The organism is Candidatus Zixiibacteriota bacterium, assembly GCA_029860345.1.
Classification (GTDB): Bacteria; Zixibacteria; MSB-5A5; order GN15; family FEB-12; genus JAJRTA01.
Genome location: JAOUBJ010000001.1, coordinates 186,664 through 200,667, shown reverse-complemented (window position 1 = coordinate 200,667; position 14,004 = coordinate 186,664). Strand labels below are relative to the sequence as shown.

General features: G+C 57.3%; 6 protein-coding genes. All 6 read left to right on the top strand.

The features are described 5' to 3' along the window. Window positions 1-90 precede the first annotated feature (90 nt). The 6 genes from OEV49_00610 (at window position 91) to OEV49_00585 (ending at window position 13,769) form a co-directional block, all read left to right on the top strand. Window positions 91-1,065 carry a DUF1702 family protein gene (locus OEV49_00610; protein MDH3889557.1) on the top strand — a complete coding sequence of 325 codons (975 nt, stop codon included), beginning with the start codon at window positions 91-93 and terminating at the stop codon, window positions 1,063-1,065. A gap of 136 nt (window positions 1,066-1,201) precedes the next feature. Then, the gene (locus OEV49_00605; protein ID MDH3889556.1) at window positions 1,202-7,027 is read left to right on the top strand and encodes a type I polyketide synthase; all 5,826 of its coding nucleotides are present in this window, start codon (window positions 1,202-1,204) and stop codon (window positions 7,025-7,027) included. Further along, window positions 7,014-7,436 (top strand): acyl-CoA thioesterase, encoded by a 423-nt coding sequence (locus OEV49_00600; GenBank protein ID MDH3889555.1) that lies wholly within the window; start codon window positions 7,014-7,016, stop codon window positions 7,434-7,436. Before OEV49_00605 ends, OEV49_00600 begins: the two co-directional genes overlap by 14 nt. A 41-nt stretch (window positions 7,437-7,477) precedes the next feature. Then, window positions 7,478-10,648, top strand: a complete 3,171-nt coding sequence (locus OEV49_00595) for an MMPL family transporter (GenBank protein MDH3889554.1) — start codon at window positions 7,478-7,480, stop codon at window positions 10,646-10,648. A gap of 308 nt (window positions 10,649-10,956) precedes the next feature. Next, window positions 10,957-11,496 carry a hypothetical protein gene (locus OEV49_00590; GenBank protein MDH3889553.1) on the top strand — a complete coding sequence of 180 codons (540 nt, stop codon included), beginning with the start codon at window positions 10,957-10,959 and terminating at the stop codon, window positions 11,494-11,496. A 74-nt stretch (window positions 11,497-11,570) separates the two neighbouring features. Next, window positions 11,571-13,769: a hypothetical protein gene (locus tag OEV49_00585; protein ID MDH3889552.1), complete on the top strand. Its 2,199-nt coding sequence runs from the start codon at window positions 11,571-11,573 to the stop codon at window positions 13,767-13,769. Window positions 13,770-14,004 lie beyond the last annotated feature (235 nt).

Here is a 14,004-nt window from a genome sequence, read left to right as displayed (position 1 = left end):
GGAAGGCTCGAAACCGGTCCGGTGGATAGACGGTTTGTTTTTTTTTGGTTCGATTGAGAACCTTTTTCGGTATTGTCAGACTAAATTACTATGGAAGTGAATCGTCCAGTGTCGAAATTGTCGGGAAAACTCCGCCGAAGGTTATTCGGCATCTCAGAGCGCGAGGCAAAGTTCGGTCGTCGCGGATTTCCTGCTGAGACTGAGATGGTGGCACATTTGGAAGGACTGGGCGTTACTTTCATCCGAGGCTACTCAGCCGGTCTGGAGGCGGATTCCCAGGCGGATTTGGCTGAAGTACTTGACCAAACCGACGACGAACTGGTCGGTTTTGCCTATGAAGGCGCCTCGATGGCACTGGCCCTGATGGATATATTGACACCCTGGAATCGTAACCGAGTGAAGACCTTTTTGAGTGGCCCGGGGGAGAGGCATCTCTATATGGTCCATATCGGAGCAGGCTGGGCCCTGGCGCGGATGGGAAGGGCGGTTGAGCCCTTCCTGAAACGGTGTGACCCTTTGTATCGCTGGCTGGTTATGGACGGTTACGGTTTCCACCAGGGCTATTTCCACTGGCCTCGCTATATTGAGCAACGTCAGCCCGAGTCCAAACTGACCGGTTATGCGGTGCGCGCTTTTGATCAGGGCTTGGGTCGGGCCATCTGGTTCGTGAGCGGCGCCGATCTGGAGACAGCCACGGCGACCGCGCTCACTTTCCCCGAAAAACGCCGTTCCGACCTGTTCAGTGGCATCGGCCTGGCCGCAGCCTATGCGGGGAAACCGAGACCGGACGATTTTCAGAAATGGCTTGCCTTGTCGCCTGAGTATCTGCTGCCTATCCGGCAAGGGGTTGCCTTCGCCGCCAAAGCCCGCCAGCGGGCTCGAAATCCGGCTGCTCATACCGATAACGCCTGTATGAAACTGTGTGGTTTGACTGCAAGTGAAGCCTCAGCCTGCACCGACGAAGCGCTGAAAGGTTTGCCGGAGGGCACTGATGCCACCCCAGCCTACGAAGTCTGGCGCCAGCGGCTGCAGACAATTATGACCGAGGAGAAAACAACTACGTGAGATTGCTGTCAGCAAATACTTGTGCGTGGTGTACGTCCTCGTGCGCCACGATAACGGAAAGACTTTTTCAACATACTACTGAATATGTTGCGTATACCATGCATGCACACGCGCTGTCATTTCAGGAGATAGCGGCTTGAAGTCATCATTGGCCATTGTTGGTATGGCGTGTCGCTATCCCGACGCCGCAACTCCATCGGAACTCTGGGAAAACGTACTGGCTCGTCGCCGGTCGTTCCGGCGTTTGCCGCCCGAGCGGCTGCGAGCGGCCGATTACGTATCCTCCAACCCCCGCGCTACCGATCAGACTTATGTCGCGCGAGCCGCCCTGATTGAAGGTTGGGAGTTCGACCGTGAACGCTTCCGAGTAGTGGGCAGCACCTATCGCTCGACCGACCCGACTCACTGGCTTGCCCTGGAAGTGGCTGCTCAGGCTCTGGACGATGCTGGTTTTCCCGACGGCGAAGGACTACCTAACGAGTCCACCGGGGTACTGGTGGGCAATACCCTGACCGGTGAGTTTTCACGCGCCTCGGTGATGAGGCTGCGTTGGCCCTATGTGCGCCGGGTGGTCAACGCTCGGTTAGCCGAGGAGGGCTGGGAAAAAGATCGGCGGGCTGCTTTCATGCGTGATCTCGAAGCGCGTTACAAGCATCCCTTTCCGGCCCTTGGCGATGAGACGCTGGCCGGCGGACTGTCCAACACTATAGCAGGGCGCATCTGCAACTACTTTGACCTTCACGGCGGTGGTTACACCGTTGACGGCGCTTGTAGTTCTTCGCTTTTGTCACTATCCAATGCTTGCTCCGCTCTTACGGTCGGTGATATCGATGTCGCTATAGTTGGCGGCGTTGATCTTAGTCTGGACCCGTTTGAGCTGGTCGGTTTCGCCCGCTTGGGTGCTTTAGCCAAAGGAGAAATGCGGGTGTATGACGCCGGACCGACCGGATTCCTACCGGGTGAAGGGGCCGGTTTCGTGGTGCTGATGCGCGAAGATGAAGCGGTGGCCCAAAACCGTCGCATATACGCATTGATTCGCGGCTGGGGAATATCGTCCGACGGCAAAGGTGGTCTCACTCGTCCGGAAATCCCGGGGCAGAAACTGGCCTTGAAACGAGCCTATGATCGGGCCGGTTATGGCCCCGATTCGGTCGGATACTTCGAAGGCCACGGCACCGGCACCGAGATCGGCGACACGGTTGAGTTGACCGCACTCAGCGAGTCGATTCGAGCCGGTACGCCGCCCGACCGTCTGGCTACTGTCGGCTCTGTAAAGGCCAACATCGGGCACTGCAAAGCTGCGGCCGGACTGGCTGGGTTGCTGAAGGCCAGTTTGGCTCTGCATAAACAGACTATCCCGCCCAATACCGGTGTTACCACGCCACATCCGGAACTGACTTCGGAAACGGCAGCCCTTCGTCTGAACTCGACAGCCGAGCCATGGACACAGACCCGTCCCATGCGTGCCGGCGTCAGTTCCATGGGTTTTGGTGGCATCAACGTGCACGTTACCCTGGAGAGTCCCCAAGCGATGACTCGCACGGCATTCACGCCGCGTGAACAATCTCTGTTGCGCACTACTCAGGATGCCGAACTGTTCCTGTTGGGTGGGCGCGACCGCGAAGATTTGTCCCGCCAGGTAGACCTGCTGTCGAACCTGGCACCCGGCCTGTCGGTTGCGGAAATGGCCGACTTAGCGGCCACCCTGGCCGACAATCTTGACCAACGAGAAATGCGCGCCGCTGTTGTGGCCGGTCAGCCGGACAGGTTGACCGCTTCTTTGAAAACTCTTGCCACCTGGCTGGCCGAAGGTGTTGACAGCAGGCTTGATATTGAGGCCGGAGTCTTCCTTGGTACACCCGAAGGTGCGCCCAGGATAACCTACCTTTTCTCCGGCCAGGCCGCCCCGGCTAATCTTGACGGCGGCGCTATCAGAACGCGCTTCGAGATCGTCGATGAACTCTACGACCGGGCGCAGCTACCCCAGGAAGGCGACGGCATTGCCACCGCTGTGGCTCAACCGGCTATTGCCACCGCTTCGATGGCTATACTCAAAGTTCTGACCGAGGCGGGAATCTCCGCCACCAACGCAATCGGCAACAGCCTGGGTGAGTTGACGGCCCTGCATTGGGCCGGTGTCTACGATGAAGCAACCTATTTGCAACTGGCGGCGGCCCGTGGACGGGCCATGACAGAACATTGCCATGAAGCCGGCGCTATGGCTTCGGTGATTGCCGATCGATCCACGGTTGAGAAGCTGCTGGAAGACAGCGAAGTGGTCTTGGCCGGCGTGAACGCGCCCGAGCAGATGGTGGTTTCGGGTCGTGAAGAAGCTGTGGAAGAAATCATAGCCCGCGCTCAGGACGGCGGGCTGAGGTCCAGGCGTCTGCCGGTGTCACATGCTTTTCACTCGCCTTTGTTGGCTGAGGCTGAGCAGGTTCTGGCTGCGTATTTGTCGGACGTTCCGTTTGCAGCTATCAACGGACGGGTCATTTCGACCATAGCCGGACGCGAACTTAACCAAGACGATGACCTCAAAGCTCTCTTATGTCGGCAGGTACAATCGCCGGTTCTGTTCTCCGATGCTATAGAACAAGCAGCGGCCGAATCCGATTTGTTTATCGAACTGGGACCGGGCGGAATCCTGGCCGGCCTGGCTGCCATGCAAGTGGACGCTTTGGTGATAGCTACCGATGCGGCCGGGAAACAATTGCGCGGAATGCTTGAAGCGGTCGCCGCGGCCTTCGCACTGGGGGCCGATCTGGAGCCGTCGGTGTTCTTTGCCGACCGGGCTATCCGACCATTCGATATGGATCGACAACCTCGTTATCTGGTCAACCCGTGCGAACTGGCGCCTATCGACGATGATGAGCAACCCTCGGCCGAGTTGTTGGAGCGTCTGGCCAAAGAGGCCCCGGATGAAGGAGAGTCGGGTGAATTTGATTCGGTGGAGGATGCCGACCAACCCGAAGACACACTTGATTTGATTCGCCAATTGGTTGCAGCCAAAGCGGAATTGCCGCTGCGTGCAATCGGTGGTGATAGTCGATTGCTTGATGATCTGCACTTGAACTCGATTACGGTGAGTCGCATCGTGGTTGAAGCGGCTCGGCGTTTGAACTTGCCGCCATTGACGGCGCCCAACCAGTTCGCCGACGCCACCGTGTCGGAAGTGGCCGCGGCGCTGGATCGCATAAAAGAGACCGGTACCAACGGAACAGCTGCGCCCACCACGCAAGCGCCGGGGATAGATTCCTGGGTGCGCTGTCTGCATGTGGAGAAAGTAGAGCAATCCATACGGCCTGAGCAACCTCCGCCTGAGAAGGGAGAATGGCATCTCTTTAGCGACCCGGAGCATCTCTTTGCTTCCTCGCTGAGGACCGAGCTTGAAAAATGGGGCGGCCAGGGTGTGATCATCTGTCTGCCCTCCGATGTAAACGAAGACCATATCGAATTCATGTTACGCGGGGCCAGAGCAGCCGTCGATCTCAAGGCCGGTTCGTATCTGGTTTTTGTGCAACATAGCGCCGTTGCCGGCCGCTCAGCCAGCTCACTGGCCCGGACAATTCATCTGGAGGGGCGCGACCTGGTCACCTGCTTGGTCGATGTGCCGCTCAAGGTCGAAGCTCTTCCCTGGGTGGTGCAGGAAGTGAAGTCGGCGGTGGGATTCTCAGAAGCTACCTACGACGCAGACGGTCTAAGGCGAACGCCGCGACTACAACTACTGGACTTTGAGAATTCAGACAAACAGCAGCCGATGAAACTTACCTCCAGGGATCTCCTGCTGGTCTCGGGCGGGGGTAAAGGAATAGGCGCCGAGTGTGCCTTTGCCTGGGCCAAAAAGAGTGGTGTTCGGCTGGCTCTGCTGGGACGGGCCGAACCTGGTGGCGATAGTGAACTGGCGGCCAATCTGGAGCGGCTCCGCTCGGCCGGCGTGAATTTCGAGTACTACTCTGCCGATGTCACCGATGCCGACGCTGTTGGCGCGACAATTAAGAAAATACGACGTGATCATGGTGAAGTGACAGCTTTTCTGCACGCCGCCGGTACTAACGTGCCGCAATTGATACGGGGACTGGACAAACCATCGTTTATTCGCACCCTGGCGCCCAAGCTGTTCGGTGCTGAGAACATTCTGTCGGCCCTCAACCATGGGCGCCTGCGATTGTTCATCTCTTTCGGTTCCATCATAGCCCGGGCCGGGTTGCGCGGCGAGGCCGACTATGCCGTGGCCAACGAATGGCTATCCGACCTGGTGGCGCGATTCGCTCTCAAGCAACAGAACTGCCGTTGTCTGTCCATCGAGTGGTCGGTCTGGTCCGGCGTCGGCATGGGTGAACGGCTGGGTCGCGTACAGGAGTTGGCCCGTGACGGCATCACCGCTATCACGCCCGACCAGGGGATGGCCGTGCTTGATGATTTGCTGGCTTGTACGCTGCCGGATACCAGTATCGTGGTCACGGGACGTTTCGGCCAGCCACCTACGCTGGCTATGGACGACGCCGAACCGCCGCTTTTGCGTTTTCTGGAAAAAACTCCGGTCCATTATCCAGGGATCGAACTGATCGCCGATGCCGAACTGACGCTGGACTCTGATCCTTACCTGAAAGATCATGTTTTCAGAGGCCAACGTTTGCTACCGGCGGTGATGGGGATGGAAGCAATGGCTCAGGCGGCCATGGCCTTGGCCGGCAAAAAGACACCACCGGTGATGAGCGGTCTGCGTTTCGAGCGACCGGTGGTATTGCCGGAGGAGGGTCGCTTGACTATTCGATTGGCCGCACTCAGAAAGGAGAGCGGCGAGGTTGTGGTGGCTTTGCGCAGTGAAGAAAGTTCGTTTGCCATCGATCATTTCCGGGCTGTTTGCAGTTTTGATGAGGCCATGTCGGACTTTCCCGCTGAGGAGCCGACGCTCGAGCAGCCGTGTGAGTCGGTCGCCCTGGAGCCGGCCAGAGAACTGTACGGCAGTCTTCTGTTTCACCGCGGACGCTTTCGCCGGCTTGACTGCTATCGCCGACTGGCGGCCACAAGTTGTGTAGCCGAGATATCGGCCGACGGCGGTACGCAATGGTTCGGGCAGTACCTGGCATCTCAGTTGGTGCTGGGCGATCCTGCTCTGGCCGATGCCGCTATACATGCCATCCAGGTTTGTGTCCCGGACATTTCCTTGCTGCCGGTTGGCGTCGAACGTGTCTGGACGGCCAAGTCCGAGTCTGAAGGTCCCTGGACGGTGTGCGCCAGTGAACAATCGCACCAGGGTGATCTGTACACCTACAATGTCAGAGTGATCGATCACCAAGGGCAAATCGTACAGCGTTGGCACAATCTGCAGTTGAGTACAATCGCCGGTACCGAACATAAGGGCGCATGGGTCCCGGCCTTGTTGGGTCCCTATGTCGAACGCAAACTGACCGACCTGGCGCCATCGGCGCGAGTCCAAGTGGCCGTGGAGAACGGTGACGGTTCCGACCGCAACCAACGCCGCGACCGGGCCGTGCAGCGTGCGGCCGGAGAGAGTGTCGATATGACCAAACGACCCGACGGCAAACCGGAATTGTCGGGCGGCCTCAATCTGTCGGTGGCCCATGCCGAGAATATAACACTGGCTCTGACGGGCGAGACCCCGGTGGGCTGCGATGCCCAGACGGTGTCGGATCGTGACATGTCGCATTGGCAGGACCTGCTTGGAGCCGACCGGTTTGCTTTGGCCGAAACAGTGGCCCGCGAAACCGGTGAAGACAAGGCAAGAGCAGCCACCCGCGTGTGGACCGTGGTCGAGTGTCTCACCAAAATCGGCGCTCCGGCCGATGCACCGATCATTCTGGACAGTGTCGAAGGTCGTCGGTGGGTGCACTTTGCCTCCGGGGCTTTCAGGGCGGCGACAACTATCGAGACCGTTAACGGAATAGACGAACCATTGGCTTTGGCCGTAATGGCACGATGCGATGATGCGAGCGTTTGAGTTTCGCCACATAGTCGGTTTCGAGGAAACCAACCTCGTCGGCAATGTCTATTACGCCAATCATGTCAGGTGGCAGGGACGCTGCCGCGAGATGTTCCTCAAAGAACACGCCCCCGATGTTTTGAAAGCGCTGACCGCCGACCTGCGTTTGGTCACGTTGCGTTGCTCATGCGAGTATCTGGCCGAGTTGGGCGCTTTCGATGAAGTGATTATCCGCATGCGGCTGGGTTCCATGATGCAAAATCGTATGACCCTCTCGTTCGACTATATTCGCTCTGCCGGTGATCGTGAGGAGATCGTGGCGCGCGGCGAGCAGGAGGTGGCCTGCATGCGCCAGACTCCCGATGGTCTGGCTCCGACCCATATCCCCGAATCACTGAAGAGTGCTTTGGAGGCATACGTTGAGTAAGACTCGGCCGCAATGGATTGCCGCCCACTGGTGAGACTCATTTGGAACGTCTGCTTGATGAAATACTCAAACGCCCCGCCCTGTCGTTAATCGGCACGTTAGTCCTGACTCTTTTTCTCGGTTTCGGACTGACCCGACTTCAATTGCGTACCGATGGGGCTGCTATCTATCCGGAAGAAAACGAAATCGTCGCCCGCGCCGAAACCGATCGGATCGCATTCAACGATCCGGTTCAGGTGATTCTGCTGGTATCGGCCCGAGCGGATGGACCCATCCTGGCCTCGCCCGAAGGTTTTCGTTTCATCCGGGAGATTCATGAGGCGGTCAAGCGTTTGCCCGGCGTGTATGGCGCCGGAGTGCATTCGCCGGCCTCGCTGTTGGATGTTCGCAGCAACCTCGAAACCACCGTGATCACCACTTTTTTCGACTCAATTCCGGTCGACAGCTCGGGCTTTGCCGATTTGTTGACAAGGTTCCGGCAGGCTCCTCAGGTGGATGGTTTGTATCTCTCTCCAGATGGTCGACTGTCTGCGATGTACCTGCCTCTGGCCGACTCGGTGGATCGTCGACAAGTACTGGCCTCCTTCGACTCCTGGATTCAAGGCTACGAGACAGCTCCCTTTGAGATGCGTCTCACCGGGCCGGTGGTGGCCGAGGCCAGTTTGGGCGACACCGTTCTTCGTGACTTATCGGTGTTAATACCGGTGATGGTAGTGGTGGTTGCTCTTATGCTCCTGGCCACCCTGCGCACCATTGGCGGCTTGTTGATTCCGTTGATCGAAGCGCTGCTGGTGCTGGTGTGGACGCTCGGTTTGATGGGATGGGTGGGCGCACCGGTAACGCTGGTAACCACGGTGTTACCGGTAATTCTGATGACCATGGCCATCACCGATGAGATCCATCTGTTGCAGCGATTGCAGGCCTACATGGCCGGCGACCGGGCCAAACTGGACAGGAAGATATCCGGACGCCAACGTCTCGGTCTGGCCACGCTCCTGGCTCTGAAAGATGTCGGTCGACCCATCGTTATCACTTCGTTGACCACTTCGGTCGGCTTTTTGTCATTCCTCACGGCCAGTATGATGCCGATGCGTCATTTCGGTTTGTTCACCGCTTTTGGAATTACGGTAGCCATGATACTGAGTTTTACTTTTATCCCCTGTCTGACCATCCTTCTGCCGCCGGCATGGTTCCATCGCAAAGTGCGTCATCGAAAGAAGAAACAACCGGTACACCTTATGTGGATGGAACGATTGGCGGCCAATCGATCAACTACCGCCCTGGTTATTGGACTGATTTCGGTCGGCGTGTGTGCTCCCGGTCTGTATCTGCTGACGGTGCAGGACTCGTGGGTGGACAATTTTGATCCACACTCGGCGTTGGTGTCGGCCGAACGAGATTTCAATGATGGTTTCTGGGGGAGCTATCGGCTGGACGTCGTGTTCGATGGTGAGCCCGGGTTCTTCTACTCATCAAACGGCGCCGCCATGATGCAGCGGTTCACCACCGATGTACTCGACGGTCCGCATGTCGGGGGGGTGGTTAGTTTTCTCAACCCCTATCGGGAAGTTGCGCTGGGATTGAGCGAGACCGGTGACTTGCATAAGTTGGGCGACGGCACCCTGCAGGATATCGCCACCGTGGCCGAGATGACCGGCGATCCGAGTTTGATGCAACTTATCAATGAGGATGGTTCTTCGGCGCGGGCTATGGTGTTCGTCAACAGTCCCAACTACAAAAGATCGGAAGACCTTAGCCGCTTTGTAACCGATCTTTGTGCCCCGCTTGAGCAGGAATACTCGGTAGTCACGCACTCGAGCGGCGACATTCCGGTGGCTTTGGAGGTCGTGCGTTCCATCGTGCTCAACCAGATGCGCTCGATCAGTTGGACGTTGGCCGGTATAGCTCTGTTGTTGCTGGTCACATTCCCGCGCGGTGTGGCGGCGTTGGTGGCAATGGTGCCGGTGACGGCAACAGCTTTGACCATCCTGTCGTTGATGGGATACCTCGGAATGCCTTTGGGGATCGCCACCAGTATGTTTGCCAGCTTGACTATCGGTGTCGGAATCGATTTTGCGCTGCACTTTTTGCACAACTACAAACGTGAGCGCACGGCCGGTCTGGATAAACAAGCTGCTCTGACGGCTACTTTGGAAACCACCGGCCAGGCGATTCGTTGGAACGCAGTGGTGCTGGTGCTTGGTATAATGGCGTTGACATTTTCGGCGTTGAAACCGGATCGCGATTTGGGGATTCTCTTGGCCGCGGCTATTCTGACCTGTTACGTTATGACGTTATTGTTTTTGCCCCGCCTGGTAAAACGGCTCTCACTGGGTCTGGCGACACTGTTGCTATTCCTGTTGCCGACCGGCGCGTTCGCCGGGGTATCTAAAGCCGATGGTCTGTCTGCCGGCGAGGTGATGATCGAGTTGGAATCGGATTTCCGCCAGCAGGCCAGATTGGTGAAGATCGAGTTTGTCACAACTTATGACAAACGTCCCGACCAACCTCTGGGCCGCACTATGTTCGGTTTGCTGGATGGGGACACCGTCGATACTCACTTGATGTACATCGTCACCGAACCGCCGCGCATGTCCGGGACCACTTTGCTGTTCGCCGACAAAGCCGACCCCGAGGCGCTCGATTCGACCTGGATTTATCTTTCATTCGTCAAGCGAGTCAGACTGCTGGACATCCGTTCGGCCCGCGCTATGGTCCCGGGTACGGCTCTCTCTTATGAAGACGCACGGGGGTTTATCCCCATCGACAAGTATAGGTTCTCCTTCGAGAACGACTCGGTGTCGGCGACCGGGGAAATGATTGTGGTCGCCGAACCGCTAACCGATAAGATACGCTCGGGCGTTGGATTCGACCGCATGATTCTCTGGATCGACCGAACACGACGTATCATCAACCGGATTCACTATCTGGATGCCGCCGGTGAGATCATCAAGATATATCGTATCGTCGACACCGTCAAAGTAGGCTCGGTGTGGTTTCCTGCCGCGGTGACGGTTCGCAACAACCTGAACGGCACCCTTTCCGAGGCACGCTACCGATATTGGGCGCTTGACGAACCACCGTCGCCCGATCTCTTTCAAGCCAGTATTGCCAAGGGCAAGTTTTTGAATCGACTGATGCCGATGATGCGACGCTTTGGCATCTCTCTGCCGCCCTCGCGCACCAAGGCGGCACCATCACAAGGTAAGTAGACCCCAAGAATTAGCTTGACATACAGCGGGGCTGAGTCTTTCTTGAGGGGTAGGGGTGTTCGCGGTTAGACTATCGCGGGGCCAAGACTTCTTCGAGTTTACTGCAATTGATTTGGGAAAAACCGTAGCTGATCTCTCGGCTGGCTTTGGGACGAGAGATTGTTCGCGACCGCTTCGGGTGCGAACGGGGTGACGTTTTTGTGAACCGGGTATTGGGCAATCAGGTTCGGCTGGATCTCTTATGCGCAGGTAGTGCCGGTATCTTGTTGTGTTTTGCGCATTTGCAATCACACCTTTGGTTAGCGTCGTTGGTTGCATTGGCGCCCTTGCTGTGGCGCCTCTACCGTTGTTCCGCCCGGCAGGCGCTGAGCCTTGGTTTGATTCTGGCTACGACCTTTGTCACTTCCACCTATCTTGGCTGTCTGCTGGCTTCACCATCTGAGTTCTTTCTTAGGATGGTCGCATTCAACGCAAGCTTTGCCATCCTCGCCCTTTTCACCAATCGTCTCTGGTCATACTTGAGATTGTGTCCGTGGATCATTGCCTTCCTCTGGTGCCCGGCGCTCAGTTGGCAGACTCCCGGTGTCGGCTTCAGTGATTCTTTAGTCCTCGGAAGCGACCCGGACCCTGGGTTCTTCGGCGCCGTCGGTCTGGCCTGCTGCGCCGCCTTACTGGGTCGTTGGCTGATGCTGATACTGATCCGCCTTGTAAAACGAAAAGCTGCCGGCTGCCGGGCTGTACGAGCTGGTGGCTTCAGGCGCAGAAATATTCCTGACCGCATTTTCCGCTGTGAATTCCTTTGGCAGGCGGTGCCCGGTCTTCGTGGTCCTCCCATGGCCTACTGTTAGGATTCGCGCCCACGGAGGGCGCTTTTAACAGGCTTATGGCCTTGCAGAGAATCCCCTTGTACATGGAGGACCAAATGTTACGTACAAAGCTTATAATACTCGTGACCACAGCCGTTGTCGTCTGTGGTGCTCAGTTTGCGTGGGCCTATCCGCCGGCCGGGTATGATGTCTTCAACACTTCGGCGACAATCGAGGTGTTCGATCCGGGAGACTCAACCCTTCTAACCGAAATCCTTGAGATGGACGGCTACGCTGTGGTCTGGCGCGGCGATCCGTATGATGCCGGAGGTGGCTATTTGCGGATCGACACGCGTATGGACACTCTCCTGCTCCGCGGCTACAGCATCGCCTTCGGTGATTCGGTTTTCATTGTTCTGGACCGCACTCAGCTTTCTGAAGGCGCCATTACTCAGCAGAGCCCAGGCATCGACTGGCCGGCTGACAGTTACTTCGATATCAACTATAAGGTCATCTTTACCGACGAGCCTTCTCCTCCGAAGTCCGGTGGCGGGCCCGGCGGATCAGGCGCGACTCACCGAGCGGGTTTTGACTACGATCTTGATTCGCGATCCGGGCAGTTGGAACCGTCCGGTCCGACATCCAAAAGTGCCGGTCGAGCCGTTTTGCCAGACGGTGTCTCGGTTGAATTATCGGGCCTTGGCGCGGCCGGCGGCGGCATCTATGCCGGTCCGGAGGTCAATTTCAACATATATTACTCCGCCTACCATGACACTATCGTCAAAGGCGTCACCAACGGCTTTCGCATTTATTCACCGGGAGGGGCCAGTTGGACCCCGCCCGTTTACGAAATCGACTCCACATTCTGCGCCTATTTCGATCTATACTGCGCCGTTAACGAATTCAACCTCGATGGTAGTGGCGCCGACACGATCGGTATAAACGCCGTCAGAATGACAGCCGGAATGCCCTCCGGTTCGTCTGGAAAGATGATGACGATAACAACCCGGTTGGACACCCTGCAAGCTGGAACCGAACTCTGTATAGATTCCAGTTTTTATCGGCCGTCCGGACATTGGTTGTGGGCCTACGGAGCCGTTGTAGGGAGTATCCCTCCACCCTGGTATGGTCCCTATTGCTGGTCTGTAATCAACCTGCCGGATACCACGGAGCCTGCCTGGCCTCCGCATGTGGTTGATCCCATCGGCAGTATTCCACCGTTGGGTGGCTCCTATGTGGACCCGCGCAAGACTCCTATTATCGACCCGCTCACCGGCGATACCATTGCCTTTATCTGGCACAAGCACCGTCCGGAACCTCCGGGCCCCGGCGTTGATACAATCCCGACCTGGGGCTCTATGGATGTCTTCAAAGGTCCGGTCCCACCGGGACCGAGTGACTTGCCCGACGAAGTAATCGTCCTGAGCGGTGACGCTGTTGTCTCGTGGAGCGAACCCGTGGAAGACCCTCAGGGATTCTTTGAGTCCCAGAGCCAACTCGTCGAAATGGACCTGACCGGCGACAGTCCCTGGGGTCCTGCGATTCTCACGGTGGACCCTCTTCCGGGTCAGTCGATAGGGGTGAGCACCGGCACGGTCGAGGGTGATGTATTCCCGATGGAGAGTTATCTCGATGTCTACTATCAGGTGGAATTCCCCGATTCGGGTTGGCAGATTATACCCGAGGCAGCACCACCACACATGGTGGCAGAGGGTGGCATCAACTCTCTACCGCCGTTCAATGTGGTCTACAAAGACTCCCTTTGGCATGCGATAGTCGAACGGTCGGACCCGCTCGCGGTGATCGGCTGGGTGCGCCCGACCCACTGGGCGCAGCCACCGGCGGTGCCGGGAGCCTGTTGCGATACTATTGCCCACTCGTGCCGGATTACACTTGAGGCATTTTGCTCAGGTCCCAACGATGTCTACCAGGGCGACAACGAGCCCTGTACGCCGGACCCCTGTTGTTGCATAGACACGATACGCGGTAATGTGGACTGGGATTTCGCTGATGAATTGTCTATTTCCGATCTGATCTTCTTAGTTGAATATATGTTCGAGAACGGCGATACGATCTTCCTGCCTTGCGAGGCGGAAGCGGATGTGGACTGCGATGGGGTAGTCACTATCGGCGACCTTGTCTTGCTGGTCGATTATATGTTTATCCCTGACAGTCCCCCGCCTTGTCCGTGCGATTGTGACGACCCACCTTTGTGCACGCCGCCAAAGTTTGGCGCCAGGTCGTTCGGCCCGGAGCTGATGAAATGGTCGGCCCTGGTCATTCCCAAGGAAGTGTCAGCGCCCTGCAAACGATAACCTGAGGGCTCTTCTGTCTCGAATACAACCCCGGTGGGATTCGTTCCCGCCGGGATTTGTGTGTAATCAACGAAAACCGTTCTACTACAACGCATTCCCCTGTAAATTGGCCTTGACAATATGGATTAAACAGATTATTATTGAGGTGGTAAAGACTGTGCTCCCGACCGATATATGGAATGTGTAATCCATTACCCCGGTCGGTACTTCGTTGGTCTGCTCGGGGAAGCGGCCG

Bases quoted from the DNA above. Each gene is read 5' to 3' on its own strand.
- OEV49_00600 (MDH3889555.1), top strand. From the start codon at position 7,014: ATGCGAGCGTTTGAGTTTCGCCACATAGTCGGTTTCGAGGAAACCAAC.
- OEV49_00610 (MDH3889557.1), top strand. From the start codon at position 91: ATGGAAGTGAATCGTCCAGTGTCGAAATTGTCGGGAAAACTCCGCCGA.
- OEV49_00585 (MDH3889552.1), top strand. From the start codon at position 11,571: ATGTTACGTACAAAGCTTATAATACTCGTGACCACAGCCGTTGTCGTC.